At 41.1% G+C, this 18,897-nt stretch carries 19 protein-coding genes and 1 riboswitch; of the genes, 3 read left to right on the top strand and 16 right to left on the bottom strand.

Annotation, left to right across the window (positions count from 1 at the left end; genetic code table 11):
• Window positions 1–4: 4 nt before the first annotated feature.
• Entirely contained in the window at window positions 5–751 is a 747-nt protein-coding gene (locus tag RCH62_RS04435) for a tRNA1(Val) (adenine(37)-N6)-methyltransferase (RefSeq protein ID WP_306474719.1), read from the top strand.
• Window positions 741–1,025 carry a GIY-YIG nuclease family protein gene (locus tag RCH62_RS04430; RefSeq protein ID WP_048717147.1) on the top strand — a complete coding sequence of 95 codons (285 nt, stop codon included), beginning with the start codon at window positions 741–743 and terminating at the stop codon, window positions 1,023–1,025. The genes RCH62_RS04435 and RCH62_RS04430 overlap by 11 nt, the downstream gene beginning before the upstream one ends.
• 64 nt (window positions 1,026–1,089) lie before the next feature.
• On the opposite strand, the gene RCH62_RS04425 is transcribed toward RCH62_RS04430, so the two are convergent.
• From RCH62_RS04425 to RCH62_RS04350, 16 genes are all read right to left on the bottom strand, one after another.
• Complete coding sequence (locus RCH62_RS04425) at window positions 1,090–1,728, bottom strand: GNAT family N-acetyltransferase (protein WP_306474718.1); 639 nt, start codon at window positions 1,726–1,728, stop codon at window positions 1,090–1,092.
• A gap of 523 nt (window positions 1,729–2,251) precedes the next feature.
• Window positions 2,252–4,012: an ABC transporter ATP-binding protein gene (locus RCH62_RS04420; RefSeq protein ID WP_306474717.1), complete on the bottom strand. Its 1,761-nt coding sequence runs from the start codon at window positions 4,010–4,012 to the stop codon at window positions 2,252–2,254.
• Window positions 4,005–5,807, bottom strand: a complete 1,803-nt coding sequence (locus RCH62_RS04415; RefSeq protein WP_306474716.1) for an ABC transporter ATP-binding protein — start codon at window positions 5,805–5,807, stop codon at window positions 4,005–4,007. The genes RCH62_RS04420 and RCH62_RS04415 overlap by 8 nt, the downstream gene beginning before the upstream one ends.
• Window positions 5,804–6,250 carry a MarR family winged helix-turn-helix transcriptional regulator gene (locus tag RCH62_RS04410; RefSeq protein WP_306474715.1) on the bottom strand — a complete coding sequence of 149 codons (447 nt, stop codon included), beginning with the start codon at window positions 6,248–6,250 and terminating at the stop codon, window positions 5,804–5,806. Before RCH62_RS04410 ends, RCH62_RS04415 begins: the two co-directional genes overlap by 4 nt.
• Window positions 6,251–6,426: 176 nt before the next feature.
• Complete coding sequence (gene lacD / locus RCH62_RS04405) at window positions 6,427–7,407, bottom strand: tagatose-bisphosphate aldolase (RefSeq protein WP_306474714.1); 981 nt, start codon at window positions 7,405–7,407, stop codon at window positions 6,427–6,429.
• Window position 7,408: 1 nt separating this feature from the next.
• The gene (locus RCH62_RS04400) at window positions 7,409–8,338 is read right to left on the bottom strand and encodes a tagatose-6-phosphate kinase (protein ID WP_048717140.1); all 930 of its coding nucleotides are present in this window, start codon (window positions 8,336–8,338) and stop codon (window positions 7,409–7,411) included.
• Between the two features lie 11 nt (window positions 8,339–8,349).
• Complete coding sequence (gene lacB / locus RCH62_RS04395; protein WP_023026585.1) at window positions 8,350–8,865, bottom strand: galactose-6-phosphate isomerase subunit LacB; 516 nt, start codon at window positions 8,863–8,865, stop codon at window positions 8,350–8,352.
• 16 nt (window positions 8,866–8,881) lie between these two features.
• A complete protein-coding gene (gene lacA, locus RCH62_RS04390) occupies window positions 8,882–9,307 on the bottom strand; it encodes a galactose-6-phosphate isomerase subunit LacA (protein WP_023026584.1) in 426 nt (141 codons plus the stop codon).
• Between the two features lie 69 nt (window positions 9,308–9,376).
• On the bottom strand, window positions 9,377–10,261 hold the full coding sequence (locus RCH62_RS04385) for an aldose 1-epimerase family protein (protein WP_306474713.1): 885 nt from the start codon (window positions 10,259–10,261) through the stop codon (window positions 9,377–9,379).
• 103 nt (window positions 10,262–10,364) lie between these two features.
• Window positions 10,365–11,840, bottom strand: coding sequence for a PTS galactitol transporter subunit IIC (locus RCH62_RS04380; RefSeq protein WP_306474711.1), 1,476 nt, complete (start codon window positions 11,838–11,840; stop codon window positions 10,365–10,367).
• Between the two features lie 96 nt (window positions 11,841–11,936).
• Window positions 11,937–12,242: a PTS sugar transporter subunit IIB gene (locus RCH62_RS04375; protein WP_006148587.1), complete on the bottom strand. Its 306-nt coding sequence runs from the start codon at window positions 12,240–12,242 to the stop codon at window positions 11,937–11,939.
• A gap of 39 nt (window positions 12,243–12,281) precedes the next feature.
• A complete protein-coding gene (locus RCH62_RS04370) occupies window positions 12,282–12,758 on the bottom strand; it encodes a PTS sugar transporter subunit IIA (RefSeq protein ID WP_306474710.1) in 477 nt (158 codons plus the stop codon).
• Between the two features lie 207 nt (window positions 12,759–12,965).
• A complete protein-coding gene (locus RCH62_RS04365) occupies window positions 12,966–13,712 on the bottom strand; it encodes a DeoR/GlpR family DNA-binding transcription regulator (protein WP_306474709.1) in 747 nt (248 codons plus the stop codon).
• A gap of 326 nt (window positions 13,713–14,038) precedes the next feature.
• Window positions 14,039–15,613 carry a DEAD/DEAH box helicase gene (locus tag RCH62_RS04360; RefSeq protein ID WP_023022644.1) on the bottom strand — a complete coding sequence of 525 codons (1,575 nt, stop codon included), beginning with the start codon at window positions 15,611–15,613 and terminating at the stop codon, window positions 14,039–14,041.
• Between the two features lie 701 nt (window positions 15,614–16,314).
• Entirely contained in the window at window positions 16,315–17,223 is a 909-nt protein-coding gene (locus RCH62_RS04355) for a magnesium transporter CorA family protein (RefSeq protein ID WP_306474708.1), read from the bottom strand.
• A gap of 81 nt (window positions 17,224–17,304) precedes the next feature.
• Entirely contained in the window at window positions 17,305–17,685 is a 381-nt protein-coding gene (locus tag RCH62_RS04350; protein WP_006596927.1) for a PH domain-containing protein, read from the bottom strand.
• A gap of 101 nt (window positions 17,686–17,786) precedes the next feature.
• A riboswitch (TPP riboswitch) is annotated at window positions 17,787–17,913 on the top strand.
• Between the two features lie 81 nt (window positions 17,914–17,994).
• Here RCH62_RS04350 and thiT point away from each other — a divergent pair.
• Window positions 17,995–18,570, top strand: coding sequence for an energy-coupled thiamine transporter ThiT (gene thiT / locus RCH62_RS04345; RefSeq protein WP_306474707.1), 576 nt, complete (start codon window positions 17,995–17,997; stop codon window positions 18,568–18,570).
• The last annotated feature ends 327 nt before the right edge of the window (window positions 18,571–18,897 follow it).

The raw sequence follows: 18,897 nt of genomic DNA, 5'->3' as shown, positions 1-18,897 counted from the left end.
AGCCATGAACGATATCGAATTAAAAGACGGCGAACGCGTCAACCAACTATTTTCTAGCGATGTGAAAATCATTCAAAATAGAGAAGTTTTTAGCTATTCTATTGATAGTGTCCTTTTGTCGCGTTTTCCTAAGTTGCCCAACCGTGGTCTGATTGTCGATCTTTGTGCCGGCAATGGTGCTGTCGGACTCTTTGCTAGCATGCGCACCAAAGCAACCATCGTTGGAGTGGAGATACAAGAAAGACTAGCAGACATGGCAGAGCGTTCCATCCAATTGAATGGCCTCTCCGACCGCATGTCCATGATTACCGATGATTTAAAAAATTTGCCCCACCATTTCCCTGGTAGTAAAATCGACCTTATTCTCTGTAACCCTCCCTACTTTAAAGTGGACGAGCATTCCAATTTAAATGAGAGCCCTCATTATTTGCTAGCCCGTCATGAGATCACCACCAATTTGAACCAAATTTGTCAAGTGGCCCAACGGACTCTCAAGTCCAATGGCCGACTCGTCATGGTGCATCGTCCGGATCGCTTCTTAGATATTATTGAAACCATGAAACGCTACAATCTTGCTCCTAAACGGATTCAATTTGTCTATCCCAAGGTCCATAAAGATGCCAATATGCTCCTCATTGAGGCCATTAAAGATGGATCGCGGGATGGTCTAAAAATTCTTCCTCCACTGTTCATCCATGAAGAAGATGGAAGCTATACGCCGGAGATTCATGAGATTTACTATGGAAACTAAAGCTTATATGTATGTAGTCCAGTGTGCGGATGGGACCCTATATACTGGCTACACCACCGATATCGAGCGCCGTATCAAAACTCACAATGCTGGCAAAGGCGCCAAATATACCCGTCCTAGACTTCCTGTGACCTTGATCTACCAGGAGTCTTTCCCCGACAAAAGAGCTGCTATGTCAGCCGAGGCACTCTTTAAACGGAAGAGCCGAGAGGAAAAACTGACCTATATCAAGCATCAACAATCCAAGATAGATCCCGAACAAAAAAACACCTAGATGGTGTAACAATCATCTGTTTGCATGCTAAAAGGAGCTCCCAAGAGCTCCTTTTTTTAATTATCTAAGATTCGTCATCAAGGGGCTTTAAAAAAGCCCAATTCCCAACGCTTTGTTTCCCATAATCTAGCACCATAGAATCTAATAGGACGAATTCATTTTTTTCATAGAAGAAGACATTTTGTTGCGTACTAGTAATCAAGCCTAGACGCTTACACCCTTTGGCCTTTACGTAAGGTTCAATCCCGTTTTGGAGAAAATGACTACCAACCCCTTGACCCTGAACAGTTGGGCTCACAGCTAATATCATTAGATACCAATCAAAGTTTCCAGATTTTTTTAAATGTTGCTCCGAACGCTCCACTAGGTCCAGATATTTCATCAATTTCCAAGGGCTAATGTAACGGAACAATTTGATAATTCCATTTAGTAGGTAAGAGACCATTGAGAAATCTTTTTGTTGCAAGAGTCCTACTGCTATAATTTCTCCATCTCGTTCAGCAACTAAGCAAGTTTCCCCTTTGATGTAGAGCTTGACTAACAAGGTATGCAATAGTTCAATAAAGGCCGGAAAGTATTCAGGCTTTTTTAAATCTTCTTTAATGACGGTTAAAAATGGATAATTCATAAAAGCATCAGCACAGACTTTTCCAATTAGCTTGTACTCATCTAGCCTTGCTTCTCTATATACGATCCTTTCCATACGCCAACTCCTTCATTCTAATAAAACTATTATACTCTAAAACACTCTTATTTTCGATTGTAATGTGAAATTATCACATAAACACTTACAAATTAGAAGCCATTTGAATAGTGAATGAAAGCTTAATCAGATTTATGAACATTGGGAACCAATTTTTGATGAATGACGGAGCCTATTCCTGCATGGAAACAAAAAAAGGCTGGGACAAAAGTCCTAGCCTCTAAATTGTCTTTGGATTATCGAGCAAGACGCAGTGGTTGAGTGGGCTCTACTACGCTGATTTCATCAGCTTTTACAGCCCTACTCAACTGTGCGGAGGTGGGACGACGAAATCGAATTCTAACGAATTACCGATTTCTGTCCCACTCTCATTTTTTCACTTTGTATGTTACGCCCTTTGTATCTTGTTCGAATTGAACACGCCCTAAATGCTGGGTGAAAAAGATAAATTCTCTTGTGAGCATCGCTCACTGCAAGAATTTCCTATTTTCACTTTGCATTTTACGGGCTTTGTATCTTATTTTTATGCCACTTCTTCTGTGAATTGGCTATTGTAGAGGTCGGCATAGAATCCATTTTGGCTCATGAGTTCTTGGTGGTTGCCTTGCTCGATAATATTTCCATCTTTCATCACGAGAATTAGATCCGCATTACGGATAGTGGACAAGCGATGGGCAATCACAAAGGAAGTTCGGCCTTCCATGAGTTTGTCCATGGCTTTTTGAATCAACTCTTCTGTACGGGTATCGACAGATGAGGTGGCTTCATCCAAGATGAGGAGCGGGGCATCCTTCAAGAGGGCACGCGCAATGGTCAAGAGTTGCTTTTGACCAACGGATAAAGTCACTGAATCATCTAGCACGGTATCATAGCCATTCGGCAAGGTCCGGATAAAGTGATGGACCCCAACCGCTCGAGTTGCTGCTTCGACCGCTTCATCTGAAATATCGGTTTGATTGAAAACAAGGTTCTCTCGAATCGTTCCCTCAAATAGCCAGGTATCTTGCAAGACCATGGAGAAGGCATCATGAACTTCTTCACGGCTCATGGCCTTGGTATCCACTCCATCGATGGCAATTTTACCAGCTTGAATGTCGTAGAAACGCATCAAGAGATTGACCATGGTAGTCTTACCAGCGCCTGTCGGACCAACAATGGCCACTTTTTGTCCAGGCTTCGCTTCAGCTGTAAAGTCATGGATAATGGTCTTATCTGGTGAATAGCCAAAGCGCACATGTTCAAAGGTGACATGTCCTTTTGGCTCATCCAATTGGCGAGTTTTTTGAGATTCGTCTTCCATTTCTTCTTCATTTAAGAATTCAAAGACACGCCCCATAGCAGCACTAGCTGATTGCAATTGGGTAATTCCTTGGGCCATTTGACCAATTGGTTGGGTAAAGATGCGGACATAGGTCATAAAGGCCACAATGGTCCCGATGGTAATATCCCCATTAATGGTGAGGGCAGCTCCAACGATACAGACCATGACATAACCAAAATTCCCTACAAACTGCATCAAGGGCATCATGATCCCAGAGAAGAATTGTGACTTCCACATGCTCTGGTATAAGTCCTGGTTGATGGCATCAAAATGATTTTTGGCTTGATGACGGCCATTATAAGAAATCACCACATTGTGTCCACTGTAGATTTCTTCTACATAACCTGAAACTTTAGCAAGATTGTCCTGTTGTTGCTTAAAGAGTGGCTGACTCTTGACCATAATGATGCTAGAGAGGGCAAAGCCAGCAAAGACGGATACAATCGCTGTGACAGATAAGTGCCAGTCCGTCTTAAACATCATAAAGATGGAGCCAATCAATAAGACGATAGAGGAGACCATTTGTACCAAACTTTGGTTAAAGGATTGAGTCATCAAATCCACATCATTGGTCACACGAGACAAGGTATCTCCTTGTTCGTGACTATCAAAATATTGTAGGGGCACGCGATTGATCTTCTCTGCGATAGCATTGCGCAAACGTTCCGCAAACTGCTGAATCATAGTAGAGATGATAAAGTTACTACTGTATGAAACCAGTGCTCCCACTCCATAAAGGATGGCTAAGGTCAGGGCAATCGAGGCAATCTTGTCAATATCGATTGTCCCACCCATCCCTTTTGTGATAGTATCCGTGATTTCCTTTAACTTGTCCGGTCCAATGACGGTGATGACGCTGGACACAATCGAAAAGAGAATAGCGATGATGAAAAACAGACGGAATCCCTTCAAATATGGAGAAAGTTGGCTCCAAAGGGACGATTCTTGTTTTGTCTTATGCATGTTCCAACTCCTCCTTAGATAATTGTGAATAGGCAATTTCTTGGTAGACTTCATTAGTCTCAAGCAATTCCTTGTGGGTTCCTTGACCGACGACTTGTCCTTTGTCCAAAACCAAGATCAAGTCCGCATCCATAATGGTCGAAATCCGTTGGGCTACGATCAATTTGGTCGTATCTGCCAGCTCTTCTTTCAGGGCTTGTCGCAAGATACGATCCGTCTTATAATCCAGGGCTGAGAAGGAATCATCAAAAATGAGGATCTCAGGTTTCCGAGCAAGAGCACGCGCGATGGCTAAGCGTTGGCGTTGACCTCCAGAGAAGTTGGTTCCTCCTTGCGCTACTTCTGTGTCCAAGCCCTTTTCTTTTGCGGCAACAAACTCTTTGGCTTGGGCCAATTCAAGAGCTTTCCAGATGGCTTCATCCTCTAATTTTCCTTGACTACTTTCTCCAAATTCCATATTGGAGCGAATAGTGCCGCTAAAGAGAACTGCTTTTTGTGGAATGTAGCCCACCTTATTATTCAATTCTTGGTGGCTGTAGTCCTTAACATTCACGCCATCCACTAAGATTTTTCCTTCCGTCGCATCGTAAAATCGCGGAATCAAATTGACCAAAGTGGATTTCCCAGAACCGGTCGATCCTATGAAAGCAACGGTTTGTCCCTTTTGGGCTGAGAAGGTCACATGCTCAATCACAGCACGAGCACTCCGTCCATATCTAAAGGAAACATCTTGGAATTCGACACTTCCTTTTTCTCCAGTCTCAGTCTTGGACTCACTTGGAAAATCAACAGATGGCTCTAGAGCTAAGACCTGGTTAATCCGTTTTGCGGACACCAAGGCACGAGGAAGAACCATCATAATCGCTACCATCATCATGAAACCAATAACGACCTGCATGGCGTAAGAGGAGAAAGTGACCATATCTGAGAAGACCTTGGTACGATCAGCAAGGGCAGAACTCACGGCAAGCTTTGTGGGATTTGTTGGCATGGCAATATCATTGATCAGATAAGCTCCAATCCAGTAAATGGCAAGTGTCAAGCCACTTGATACCACTGTCATGACCGGATTCATCAAGGACATCAAACGGTAAACAAATAAGTTCAGACTGGTTAAAGCTTTATTTTCTGTTTTGAATTTTTCAGTTTGATAGTCTTCCGCATTGTAGGCGCGAACGACCCGCACCCCTGTCAAACTCTCCCGCGTCGTTGCATTCAAATCATCTGTCAATCCTTGAACCTTTTGCTGGCGCGGAAAGGCAATAAGAACCAGAACAGAGAGAAGGATTAAGACCATCAAGACAGCAATCCCAACAGAAGTTGTCCAGGCATCGCTCTTCCCCCAAATCTTGGTCAGGGCCCAAATGGCCATAATAGGACCACGTGTCACGACTTGCATTCCCATGACAATCAAGGTTTGTAACTGGGTCAAATCATTAGTCGTCCGAGTCAAGAGAGAGGGAACGGAGAATTTCTTGATCTCGGCATCAGAGTAATCCATCACTTGATGGAAAATCTCTCCTCGAAGTCGCGTCGTAAAGCTGGCAGCGACTCGTGACGCTAAAAAGCCAACAAGGACTGCCATCAAAAAGCTTCCAAAAGAGAAGAGCAACATCTTGCTTCCCGGATCCATGATATCAGAAACCTTGGTCCCATCCTTGGCTAAGAGGGTTGTGATATCGGATAAGTATTCAGGAGTCTTTAAATCCATCCAAACAGCCAGACAGATAAAGACCGTACTAAGGGCAATCATGCCCCATTCTTTGGCAGTTAACCGCCGAAACATATTGATCATTCCTCGCTCCTTTTTTTCATGTTCTCATAAAATTGATGCATGACCTTGAAAAAGATGGTCAAATCTTCTTCTGATACACCAGTCATCATATCCTGGTCTACTTCTTCAAAGAATTGTTTCATGTCATTCAATTTGTCTTTTACACTGTCTGTTAGGTAGACATACTTGGCACGTTTATCGGTTGGACTAGGCTCTAAATAAATAAAGCCATTTTTCTCCATGCGCTTGATCAGGTTACTCGTCACGGATTTTGAGATATGAAGTTCCTGCTCAACATCCCGAATCAAGGTCACCTTTCCCTCTTTCTCACGATGGGATAAAAAGATCAATACCTGACCTTGGGGGCCTGCAATAAATTCAAGGCCACGTTTCTTGGCTTCTCTTTCCATCATAAGATGAATGAGATGGCCGATTTTTTTAAATTCTACTAACGGTTTGTCCATCATTCCTCCAAAATCAATTAGTTCTCAAGAGAACTAGATAGTGTTTATGAGAACTATTTTACACCTTCCACACAAAAAGTCAAGAAAAAAGTTCTTAAGAGAACTATCTTTTCTAAAAAAAATAGTCCTTCTAGATTTTTCTAGAAAGACTATTTGATACGTTAGGAACTAAGGAATTAAATACGCTCTTTCCAAGAAGTTGCGACTTGGTCTAAGACTTGGTTGAGCTCTTCAATGTTGCGACGACCTTCGGTACGGAGCCACTCACGAGCTGCTGCTTCGCCATTCTTGATGTAGGCTTCTACAGATCCAGCCCAAGTTGCACGGCCACAGAGAACTCCATTGAAGTTTGCTCCTGCTTCATGGGCAAAGACGAGGGTTTCTTGGAAGAGTTTGGCAGAAACACCGGCACTCAAGTAGATGTATGGAAGGTTGGTTGCTGCTTCTTGTTCTTTAAAGAAGGCAGCAGCTTCTTCACGGCTATGAACGATTTCTCCATCGCCAAAACCTTCAACGTATTTGACATTGACTGGCACTTCTACCTTCAAGACATCGATGTTGAAGCGTGGGTCTGAGAAGACTTTCATAGCTTCGATGACCTTACGAGGTTTTACTTTCGCATATTCTACAGAACCTGCATCCGCAATAGTTTCATCATAAGCCAAGATTTCAAGGAAGAATGGAATTTCTTCTGCAGCACATTCTGAACCGATGCGTTCGATATAGGCTTGTTTTTCTTGGTTGAGTTCTTCTGCGCTATCCACATCATAGTAGAGCAAGAATTTCACTGCATCTGCGCCCTGTTCTTTGATGCGTTTAGCTGACCAAAGGTTAAGGCAGTCTGGCAGACGCTTGGTGCTAGAAGTGTCGTAGCCAGTTTTTTCATAAGCCAACAAGAGACCTGCTTCTGCATCCAAGACCTTAGTCGCTGGAAGTCCATACTCAGGATCCAAGAGCATAGAAGATGCGAATGGTGTCAATTCTTCAGCTACTAGGACCTTCAATTCTTCCATTTGCGCCACGGTTGGTTCTGTGTCTTGGTACTGAGCCATAAGGCGTTTCAAGGCACCACGTTGGTCAAAGGCCAAGGCTGAGATCACACCCTCTTTGGTGCTCAATTTTTCTAAAAAGTTGCGTTTTTGTTCTGTTAATACCATCTTATACCTCTTTTACAATTATATTCTGATACAAATCATCGTAGTGGGCCATATTGACATGCCCTGTCATCTTTTCTTGGGCATTTAGCATCCCTAGGACCATAGCATGGGTCAAGAGAGCCACGTCATCTTTTCCGCTACTGAGGGCAGCAGAAATCCCAGCCACAGTTGAATCTCCAGATCCCACTGGATTGACCACTTCAATTTTTGGAATATCGACCTTATAGAAGCTGTCTCCGTGTTTGGCAAAGGCACCATCTCCACCTAAGGAGACGATAATCCATTCGATTCCTTCAAACAGTGGGTCTTTCAATACTTCTTTTAAGTCCTCAAAATCAGCTGAAACATCCCGTCCTAAGAGTTGAGATAATTCTTCGCGATTGGGTTTAATCACCGTTGGTTTGAATGGTGAGTGAAGGACCGCTTCTAAAGATTTGCCTGATGAATCAAGTACAACCTTGCGTCCTGCTTCTTTTGCAATCTCAATTAGGCTCGCATAATAGTCCACTGGTAGCCCTGTAGGAAGACTTCCCGAAATAGCAATCACATCCGCTGTCGGCATGAGGAGTTTGAAATGATGAAGGAATCCTAAAGCTTCCGTCCGGATAATTTCTGGACCCGCTTCTAAGATTTCTGTTTGATTTCCTTCATGCAAGATGGCGATACAGTTCCGCGTATCTCCCAGGATATCATAGAAGAAGGATTGGACATCTCGTGGAAGATGGGTCTTGATAAATTGACCATTGGTCCCCCCAACAAAACCTGTTGCTCCAACTGTTTCACCGCTCTCAGCTAGGACACGGGTGACATTTAACCCTTTACCACCAGCCGTCTTAGAAACTTCCGACACACGATTCACAGTATCCAACTTTAATTCTTCCAAGGGATAAGAAATATCAATGGAAGGATTCAAGGTGACAGTTAAGATCATAAGCTCACCTCTTAGTCGTGGTATTCACCACGATCCCATTTTTCAAGGAATTCTGTAAAGAAATCTGCATCCTCTTGGTGATCATTATGAGTTTCCAAATGTTGAATCTTGGCAATCAATTTCTTGTTTTCTTCACTTGGTTTGTATTCTGCATGAATGAAAGCTTCAATGATATCACACATGAGCAATTCACCGGTTACTTTCCCACCAAAACCAATGACATTAGCATTGAGTTCTTCTTTTGCATAAAGAGCCGTTGTCATGTCGCGTACCAAGGCTGAACGAATTCCAGGAACCTTGTTAACAGCGTTGTTAATTCCAACACCAGTACCACAGATACATACTCCAAGATCAGCTTGACCACTAGCTACTGCTTCTCCGACTTTTTTCCCAAAAATTGGGTAGTGGGTACGCGCGTGGTCATAGGTTCCGAAGTCAAGGACTTCATAACCTTTTGATTTCAAAAATTCAGAAACAGCCATTTTTTCATTTGTGACAATATGGTCACATCCAATTGCAATTTTCATTCCTTTACTCCTCCCCTTAGCACATCTTGTTGAGCATATCGACACGGATTTGGTGGCGACCGCCGTCATACTTACCGTTTACAAAACCTTTGGCGATATTTTTGGCCAATTGGTCACCCACGATTTGAGCACCCATGGTGATCATGCGAGAATTGTTGTGGCCACGAGTCATGTAGGCAGAACGCTCATCTGAAACTTCTGCCGCAACCATTCCTTTAATTTTAGTAGCGACCATGAATGGGCCAGCTCCATAAGCATCAATAACAATACCAAGATTGTCTTCTGCTTGTTTGACTTCTTTTGCAACAGCCAAGGTCACATCCACAAAGTCTTGCCCTTCTTCTGTCACATCCACCACTTGGAAACCTTCTGCTTCCAAATATTCTTTGACTACTTCTTTTAAGCGGATACCTGCTGCATCCGCACCAATAATAACTGACATATTATGCTCCTTCTTTTAATTCATTTTTCAATCAAATACAGAAACTTCTATATTCAACAACATTATTTTCTATAAAATTTCGATTTCAAAACTTAGTTCAGCTGTTTGACCTGCTGGCAAAAGTCGAACTTGCTTTTTATATTCCAAATAATCACTCTCTTCAAGGGAAGTGGATAAACCAGACCAAGGTTCTAATGCGATAAATGGCCCTTTATTTGGAGTTGTCCAGATAATCAAGTTTGAAAAATCCGGAAAATGAAGACTTACCCCCTTCTCGTGCTTTTTAGAGCGGAGGGTCACCCTTCTTGATTGTAAGCAATCTAAGGTGATGGCATCCTTTTGGAAGAGATCGTAATCGAGATTAAGGATTTTCTCTTGCTGTAAGAAAGGTGTCCGATCAAAGACATTTAGCAAGCCTGTCTCTGGATAGGATTTAGGAATACTACAGGTCTCTTCTTGTTCGAATTCCAGGTAGTAATCTTCAAACCCTTCATCCGCCAGTAACGGACAATTAAATCCTGGATGACCACCAACGAAAAAGGGCATGACTCCTTCCTCACCAAGATGGTGAACCCGATAGGTTACTTGAATCTTCTTACCTAGCAATTGATAGGAAATTTCTAGTCTGAAATGATAGGGATATTGCTGATACATTTCTTCCGTATCTTCTATCCCAAAAGTCACCCGATCTTCTGTTTGCTCTACCAGCTCAAAGTTTTTCTTGCGAACTAGCCCGTGGCGAGGGATCTTCCCAACACCTTGAGGGCGATACATGGTTGTATCATTTCGAACCGAACCACAGATAGGAAAGAGAACTGGGGCTTGGCCACTCCAATACTGAGCATCACCCTGCCAAAGATATTCGATACCTTCCTGATCCTTGATAGAGGTCAGCTCACCACCTAACTCCTTGAAACAAACTTCCAGATCATTATTTTTTAAAGCTATCCTCATATTTCACTCCTTAGCATGTTATTTTAGAGAAAAAACTAGGCTACCCCTCCATATCTGGAAAATTGATACCCTAGTTTTATCAAGTTACATATTTAGGAGCGGATTATTTTGCATTTGCTGCGTATTCTTCGTTACGTTTGATCATTTGTTTTCTGTACCATGCAAAGATTCCAACGTAGAATGCTAAGAAAGCAACAACACCAATGATCAATTTAATATCACCAGTTGTTGCATTACCGATTGTCCAACCGAGCAATTTTTCAACAGGTCCTTCAAGAGTTGAGTGAGTGATCAATTGAGCTTTGTCAACTCCTTCTGGAAAGGCTTTTACACTTTTCGCCAATTCAGTAGCGAATGGTGCGATAAGAGTACCTGAAAGAAGGAAGAGTGGCAACAAGAGTGTTCCAAACACGATCATACGGATCAATTTACCACGTGTTACAACCAACAAAGCTGGAGTCACACCCATAGCGATGATCCCTGCAAGTGGCAAGATACCATTTCCGACTTTAGAAAGAAGCACTGCTTCGATCAACATGATTGGCGCAAGTACGTTGGCACAAGCCCAGATTTCAGCACGACCAGCGATAAATGGCCAGTCCAAACCGATGTTGAATTTACGTCCTTGAAGACGTTTAGTAGCAACGTTTGTAATACCTTGTGACAATGGTTCTACCGCTGCGATGAACCAAGAACCGATCAATGAGAACAATTCCAAGCAGACACCGGCAGTCAAACCAAGGCTCAACCAACCTTTAATAACCAATTCCCAAGTTTTAGCATCAGCTACATTAGCAACTGGATGTGGAGTACCCATGATACCGATGACAATACCAAGAAGGAAACCGATGAAGAATTTAGATCCCCAGAAACCAATTTTCTTGTTCAATTTAGCTGCGTCAAAGTCGTATTTGTCAAGACCTGGGAAGAATTTGTCAAAGATTTTATCCAAAACCATGATGATTGGGTTCATCATGTAGTTCATGTGAGTTGAAGTCATAGGTGATGAACTTGGTGCATTCAACAAATCGTCAAATGTTGGTTTCATCAAGTCTGAGTTGATGATTTTCATAATCCCTACAAGAACAACTGCAAGAGTGGCAACTAAGAGGGAAACTCCTGCGCTAACTCCATTTTTATCCGCATACCATTTAATCAAAAGACCTGTGATAGACAAGTGCCAGATATCAAAGATATCGACATCAAGTGTATCTGTTTTCTTCATTGCAAGCATGACAATGTTGACAACCAACATAACTAGCAAGAAGTAAAGTGTCCAGGCAGACCCCCAAGTGATGGTAGCAAGTGGTGCCCAACCAACGTCTGTGATATTCAATTGAATACCAGTGTTCTCAACGAATTTTGCAAGAGACGCTGAGAAAGCTCCATTCAACATACCGATGATTGCACCGATACCTGTAAGGGCGATGGCAAGTTTAATACCACCTTCAAGTGCTTTGGAGAATTTCACTCCAAACAAGAGAGCCAATAGAGTTAGGACGATCAACATGATGATCGGTGCACCCATATCTAGAATGGGTTTGAAAAACTTATTGGCAAAATCGATAATGCCATTCATAATAAATCCTCCCGATTTATATTTTTATATTTTACAAAATTAAGAATGTCAGCAACTCCCATTATAGGAACCGCTTACAAAATACAGATAAACGAATTAGCTTAAGCCGTGTTCTTTGATGGCTGCTTCGATATTGTCATATACCGGAGCGCTCATAGCTGGGATACGGAACAAGATTGGGCCAGCTTCAACTACTGGAATACCAGGATCAAAACCTAAGTCAGTTGCAGCGATTGGTGTAAAGATATCATAACCTTTAATCAAGTCTTCATTCACATCTTTTACCATTACCGCATCACATTGTACATCATATCCACGGTTTGAAAGCTCTTCTTCTAGAGCGCTTTTGATTTGGTGGCTTGAGTTAACTCCTGCACCACAGGCAGCTAAAATTTTAATCATTTGAATGACCTCCATTATAAATATTTTTAATTGTTACTATTAAGCAATCGCTTCTGTGATATAGCGATATAAGTCTTCTTCAGTTTCCAATTTCGACATGTTTTCAAGATTTCCGTTTGTCGTAAAGAAATCCATCAAATGCGCCAAAATGTTTGTTTGGCTGGAACTAGAATTGTTAATGATGAAGAATAAAAGAGAAACTTCTACTTCTTTATCAGGTGCGATCATATTGTGGAAGGTTACCGGATTTTTCAATCGAACAACTACAATATTCTCTGTCAGGTTATGGATGATATCCGTATGAGGAATCGCTACATTCGGAAGATCCTTTCCTAGAAATTCCATATCCAAACCAGTAGGGAACGATTTCTCTCTTTCTTTTAATGCAGCTCGATAAGAATCTGTCACAATCTGACGTTCTTCCAATAAAGTTGCAACCTGGTCAAACAATTCTTCTTGATTCGAAACATCTAGGCAAAAGACTAATTCCCGATTAAACAGTTGATTTAATCCCATCTTTTCACCCCTTCCACTTTTTAAATATCTTTTAATTACATGATAAGTATATCACTATATGAATGCGCTGTCAATTACAATATGTAATTTTTTGTTCTTTTTTGTTTATTTTTTATAGATTTATTTGCACCCCTCCTCTATTAAAGGATAGAAAAACGGCCAGAATCTGCTTGAATCCTGGCCGTTTAGCTGTTTCTTTTCTAATTTTTACAAAATTTTTGTATAAGAATTGTATTTTTCTCGTACTTTTTTAGAGATAGAATGATCGGTAATCACCGCATCTAAATCATCTAGACGGTAAAAAGCATAGAAAGAATAGCTATCAAACTTACTGTTATCTGCTACTACATACTTTTCAATGGCATTGTTAAGAATAATTTTATTGCCATTTCCTTCTTCTTCGTTTGCAGTCATTGCTGTATGGCCGTCGATTCCATTTACCCCGATAAAGGCTTTCGAAACCTTAATTTCCTTTAAGAGCTTATTTGCAAACTGTCCTACAAAGGTCTGTGTCTTGACCCTGTATCGACCTCCCACTAAAATGATGTCATAATTGGGTTGGTCTTTTAATTTTTCAAAAATAGGTAGGGAATTGGTGACAATGCTGACATGTTTCCCTTCAAGATAATCTCCAATAAAATCTGTAGTGGTCCCTGCTCCAATAAAAATTGTATCGCCTTCATCGATTAAAGCCGCACATTTTTGAGCAATTTCCCTTTTCTCTTCCACGTTCAACATGTTCTTTTCTGTATGGGAGACTTCTGTCAGACTATCCTTGATTTTTCGATGGGCCCCTCCATGAACACGAACCAATAGATCTTGCTCCTCTAAGTCTATCAAATCGCGTCGAATTGTCATATCAGTAACACCTAAGAGATCGCTTAGGTCCTTAACAGAGACCACTTCATTTTTATCCAACTCTTGTAAGATTGCTACATGTCTACTCTCTTTCATATGATGTCCTACTTTCCTGATTATGCTTTCATTATACTATAAAAGTGAACAATTTCAATAAGAAACAAACATTTCACTCTAATTTTTCTATATTAACCACTTATTTTGTTGATCGTTTTTGTGTAATGATCATTTTTTTGTTCTTTTTTTTTAAAAAAAGTAGATTTTTTTTAGCAAACCTGTTGACAGAGCTAAATAAAAGTTGTATTCTTAATATGTTAACAGAATTGATAGCGCTGTCACAAGATGATTGCAAACGTTTTGTTTACGAATTTCGGTCTCCTTATAAATATACAAGGGTAAACATGTGTTTACCCTTGTATTTTTTATTTATCCCCTTTGTTCCGAATCACAAAGCCTGTTTTCTTCTCACTTGAAGTATTGCGAGGTTTTTTATGATCCTTGCGGTAACGCTTCTCTTTATCAAAGCGATCCTTTGAGCGTCCACCTTTACGATATTCATCACGACGTCCATTGCCACGGCGTTCACGGTCTCGACGGTCGTCTCCACGACGGCCACCGCGACCAGACTTGCCTTTTCCGCCAAATCCACCACCAGACGGTTTAAACGGCAGTGGTTTTTCACGCGCAATTTCAACTTCTGGAAGACTATCTGGATCCTGAACTGTTAAGCTAAGGATATACATAGCCAATTCTTCAGGACTGAATTCTGAGGCCAATTGACGAGCATCCTTGCCAAACTTCTCAAAGTTGCTACGAATCTCCTCATTAGCAAAATCACGTTCAATTTTCTTAAGAGCGACCTGCTTCTTAGCTTGAAAGGCTTCTTCTGCACTTGCTGGCTTGAGACCTTTCATGCGTTTTTTAGTCAAGTTCTCAATGATTTGGAGATAACCCATTTCATTAGGTGAAACGAAGGTAATTGACTGACCTGACTTACCTGCACGCCCTGTACGACCAATCCGGTGAACATAACTCTCAGGGTCTTGAGGAATATCATAGTTGTAGACATGGGTCACGCCTGAGATATCCAAACCACGAGCAGCAACGTCTGTTGCAACAAGGACATCGAGGTTTCCATTTTTAAAATCACGAAGGACACGAAGACGTTTGTTTTGGTCCAAATCTCCATGAATCCCTTCTGCACGGAAACCACGGATCTTCAATCCACGAGTTAACTCGTCTACACGGCGTTTCGTACGACCAAAAACGATTGACAATTCAGGTTGATCAACATCCATCAGACGTGTCATGGTGTCAAATTTTTCTTGTTCCTTAACACGGATATAGTACTGGTCTACCAGTTCTGTTGTTAATTCTTTGGCAGCAATCTTGACATGCTCAGGTTCTTTCATGAATTGAACACCGATCCGTTTGATGGCATCAGGCATGGTTGCTGAAAAGAGTAGAGTCTGACGATTTTCTGGGACACGTGAGATGATTGCTTCGATGTCTTCCAGGAATCCCATGTTGAGCATTTCGTCTGCTTCATCAAGGATGAGAGTTTCAATATCTTGTAATTTCAAGGCCTTGCGTTTGATCAAGTCAAGTAAACGTCCCGGTGTTCCTACAACGATGTGAGCACCTGATTTAAGTGCCTTGATTTGTTTTTCAATACTTGAACCACCGTATACTGAACGGACTTTCACACCCTTACTACGACCAAAGCGGAAGAGTTCTTCCTGGCTTTGAACAGCCAGTTCACGAGTTGGGGCGATGACCAAAGCTTGGATAGTTGCTTCTTCTGTACGAATTTTTTCAAGGGTTGGCAAGCCAAAGGCTGCTGTTTTCCCTGTACCAGTCTGTGCTTGACCGATAACATCTTTACCTTCAAGAGCCAATGGAATGGTTTGCTCTTGGATAGGACTTGCTTCTACAAATCCTGCTTTTTCAATTTCTGCTAACAAATCAGCAGAAAGATTAAATTCATTAAATTTCACGTTATTCTTCTTTCTAAAGATGGTGCGAAGCCATCCTATAGCGCTTAGTTTATACTTTTCTTGTCATGACGTACTTTCATAGCTTTTATGAAAGATCGTGTTGCTTCTTTTCCACGAAAGAAAAGTACTGCTTTCTTTGCAACCTATCTAGTATACCACAGACCTGGGTTAAAAGATAGTAAAACGAAACAAGTTAAAAGCTTTTTATTGCGTAACCCCTTTCAAAAAAGTTCTTTTCACCTTTGATTCATTAGTATAACCCTTTTTATTTCTTTTTAAATTTACAATAATATAAAAGGACGCAAAATCTCTTCTTCGCTTTGAATCCTATCACAAAAAAAGCGTTACAATAGGCTTTCTAAAAGTTTTTTCTCACAAAAAATCCACTTTTATTTTGGGATTGTTTTCTTGATTTTTAAAATAAAAGTATGTATAATGAATTTAGTATTTAGGATATTTCAGAATGATTAAAATGCTTCATTCATTTAACTGATTCAACGATTCAATCCAATTATAAATTGTTTATAATCCACTCAGTACTTTTAAATCTACTCCTACTATTTCCAAGAAGATTATGTACAGTCGATCACTTGTATCAAAACTGCCTCTTCTTCTTAGGGGAGGCAGAGTTAAAAATGAAGGATTTTCTGAAATAGCCAAGATACGAAAGAGGTAAGGAATTTCTTCCCTACCTCTCTTTTTTATCGTTTATGGGCAATCCAGCGCAAAATACGAGACAAGATGATCCAGAGTACAAAGCTTGCTATGGAGATATACAGCCATGCATTAGGATCGTCAGTAAACGGCAATGGAACGTTCATTCCAAAGAAACCAGTGACAACTGCTAAGACTGCTAACAGAGCTTCCAAGATAGTCAAAGTTGTCAAATTGTCATTCAGGTTGTTGTTTAGGATGTTATTGTAGGAGCTAGACAACTGTTGCAAGACTTGACAGTTCAACTCCGTCATATATACCAACTGTCTGGCCTCAATCATGGCATCATCAAATTGTTCTTTTTCCACATCATCAAATTGGCGGTAGATTAAGTGAGCCTTGATATGTTCCAGAAGCATGCGATTTTGCTTGGCAGCGGATGCTAGATAGACCATACCTGTTTCCACGTCAGAAAGAGCATAAAGGTTCTTACTAGTTGTCGTTTTTCGTAAGAGACGAGTAATCTCATCCTTGTGCTTATCTAGACGCTCAATAATCGGATAATAAGCATTACTAATCATCTCAAGCCCCGCAAACAAGAGTTTAAAGGTGGATAAACTTTCATGAGCATCAACATAGCGTTCCATTTGTGCAATAATATAGGCGTTGTCTCGGTTACTAATAGTCACAAGACGTGGCCCCTGGACAATGAAAGTCATCGGAATGGTTTCGTAATATTCCTTTTCCTTTTCCATATCCAATACATTATAGATAAAAGTCACAGTTCCATTTTCACGGTTATAATCCATATGGGCACGTTCATTTTTATCCAATGCATATTCAATGGTTTCTTGATCAATACCATACTTTTGGTACAACTGGGAGGTTTCCGCAATCAAGTCAGAATCAATATTAATCCAACTCCGACCATCTCCTAACTTTTTTTCAACGAACATTTCGTTTCCTCTTTACCTTATCTACCATTACTCCTACCGATCACCCGAAATCGCTAGATGAGTCCTGTCCTCATTCACTGATCAACGCAATACAGCTGCTGCCAAGGCCTGCTGGATTTCAATAACACTATTATCACTCTTAAATTGAAGTGTTTCTGATGGTTCTACAGCTGATGAAACCCAAATTTTTAATTCTGCATCCAAATCAAAATGACCAGATGTTTCTACTGAAAACCGTGAAATGGAACGATAGGGGAGGGATTTATAAGATGTTTTCTTCCCTGTCATCCCTTGTTTGTCCACCAAAATGAGACGGTACTCAGTAAAGACAATCAAGTCACGAATCAAGCTAAAAGCCAAGGTTACCTGCTCACCTGGAACTAGGATATCCCCTAAATCTTTTTCAACCTTATCGACGTCTTTTTGAGAAGCATTGCCCATCAAACCTGCAAAAATACCCATGATTATTTCCTCCACAATTTGTACATTTTCTATCTTTATAACTATACCATATTTTTTGCGAGTTAAACAGTTGCAGGAAGTTTTTTTAGATAGTATAATGTAAGAGTCACAAGAGGAGCAATTGCTGAGATTGGCTGGGCTAAATACTTCTAGGTATTCACGCTCTCGCCTAAACTCTTACCACCTGATCAGGTTAGGACCTGCGTAGGGATGTGTCTCAAAACAGAAAGAAATAGAGAACTTCTATGACAACGTTTTGATGTGGCAAAAAATGAGCCAATCAAAACGATTGGTATAGGAGGTTTTTTTATGTCGAAAACTACGATTCGACCAATGATTGAGGTTGCTCTTTTAGCAACCATTGCTTATATTTTGGATTTGGTTACTCAACCGATGTCCTTAGGTCCTTGGATTTCTCTATCTTTTAAGATGGTTCCCATCTTTCTCCTCAGTTTCCGCTGGGGTGTGAAGGCTGGTGCCATGGGTGGATTCATCTGGGGTTTGTTGCAAGTCGTAACTGGGGAAGCAGCTGGTGGTTGGTTGACTCCAATCCAAGGTTTCTTAGAGTACTTTGTAGCCTTTAGCTTGATTGGACTGAGTGGAATTGTCAAACCTGTCCTTGATAAGGCTATCAGAGATAAGAAACGAGTTCAGACACTCACTTATATTACTGTTGGAGTCGTCCTGGGTGGTTTTGCACGCTACCTGATTCACTACATTGCAGGGGTCATCTTCTGGGGAAGCTATGCTCCAGCTGGCCAAAGTGCCTACCTCTACTCTCTGATTGTGAATAGCTCCTCCTTCATAGGGGAGACCATTGCTAGCCTCATTGTCTTCTTTATTCTACAAGAATTTTTGGGAAGACTCCTCATTACAGAACAATAAAAAGCCAGCTCGCTTGAGCTGGTTTTTCAATTTATATATTCTATTCCCAAAGTGAACCAAGAGACTAGTTAGCTAGTCCTCTTTCTAACTGTTACAACGGAAAAGCTCACGAATCGATACCATTCGTGGACTTTTCCTATTGAAGCGTTTAGGTAAACCGCCATAGCGGAAACAGATTATTAGACTTTTATACAACCAAATAGATTTCCTGAACTACGACACGGAGTTTGGCAAATCGATCCAATTTGCCAAACGAAGTTAGTAAGACAGTTAGAGAGTGGGACAGAAATCGGTCATTCGTTAGAATTCGATTTCGTCGTCCCACCT

Source organism: Streptococcus sp. (assembly GCF_030825805.1).
Taxonomy (GTDB): Bacteria; Bacillota; Bacilli; order Lactobacillales; family Streptococcaceae; genus Streptococcus.
This window is presented reverse-complemented; position numbering and strand designations above follow the sequence as displayed.

Excerpts from the sequence above, each read along its gene's own strand:
- RCH62_RS04435 (WP_306474719.1), top strand. The coding sequence starts at position 5 with ATGAACGATATCGAATTAAAAGACGGCGAACGCGTCAACCAACTATTT.
- RCH62_RS04430 (WP_048717147.1), top strand. The coding sequence starts at position 741 with ATGGAAACTAAAGCTTATATGTATGTAGTCCAGTGTGCGGATGGGACC.
- RCH62_RS04425 (WP_306474718.1), bottom strand. The coding sequence starts at position 1,728 with ATGGAAAGGATCGTATATAGAGAAGCAAGGCTAGATGAGTACAAGCTA.
- RCH62_RS04420 (WP_306474717.1), bottom strand. The coding sequence starts at position 4,012 with ATGCATAAGACAAAACAAGAATCGTCCCTTTGGAGCCAACTTTCTCCA.
- RCH62_RS04415 (WP_306474716.1), bottom strand. The coding sequence starts at position 5,807 with ATGATCAATATGTTTCGGCGGTTAACTGCCAAAGAATGGGGCATGATT.
- RCH62_RS04410 (WP_306474715.1), bottom strand. The coding sequence starts at position 6,250 with ATGGACAAACCGTTAGTAGAATTTAAAAAAATCGGCCATCTCATTCAT.
- lacD (WP_306474714.1), bottom strand. The coding sequence starts at position 7,407 with ATGGTATTAACAGAACAAAAACGCAACTTTTTAGAAAAATTGAGCACC.
- RCH62_RS04400 (WP_048717140.1), bottom strand. The coding sequence starts at position 8,338 with ATGATCTTAACTGTCACCTTGAATCCTTCCATTGATATTTCTTATCCC.
- lacB (WP_023026585.1), bottom strand. The coding sequence starts at position 8,865 with ATGAAAATTGCAATTGGATGTGACCATATTGTCACAAATGAAAAAATG.
- lacA (WP_023026584.1), bottom strand. The coding sequence starts at position 9,307 with ATGTCAGTTATTATTGGTGCGGATGCAGCAGGTATCCGCTTAAAAGAA.
- RCH62_RS04385 (WP_306474713.1), bottom strand. The coding sequence starts at position 10,261 with ATGAGGATAGCTTTAAAAAATAATGATCTGGAAGTTTGTTTCAAGGAG.
- RCH62_RS04380 (WP_306474711.1), bottom strand. The coding sequence starts at position 11,840 with ATGAATGGCATTATCGATTTTGCCAATAAGTTTTTCAAACCCATTCTA.
- RCH62_RS04375 (WP_006148587.1), bottom strand. The coding sequence starts at position 12,242 with ATGATTAAAATTTTAGCTGCCTGTGGTGCAGGAGTTAACTCAAGCCAC.
- RCH62_RS04370 (WP_306474710.1), bottom strand. The coding sequence starts at position 12,758 with ATGGGATTAAATCAACTGTTTAATCGGGAATTAGTCTTTTGCCTAGAT.
- RCH62_RS04365 (WP_306474709.1), bottom strand. The coding sequence starts at position 13,712 with ATGAAAGAGAGTAGACATGTAGCAATCTTACAAGAGTTGGATAAAAAT.
- RCH62_RS04355 (WP_306474708.1), bottom strand. The coding sequence starts at position 17,223 with ATGTTCGTTGAAAAAAAGTTAGGAGATGGTCGGAGTTGGATTAATATT.
- RCH62_RS04350 (WP_006596927.1), bottom strand. The coding sequence starts at position 17,685 with ATGGGTATTTTTGCAGGTTTGATGGGCAATGCTTCTCAAAAAGACGTC.
- thiT (WP_306474707.1), top strand. The coding sequence starts at position 17,995 with ATGTCGAAAACTACGATTCGACCAATGATTGAGGTTGCTCTTTTAGCA.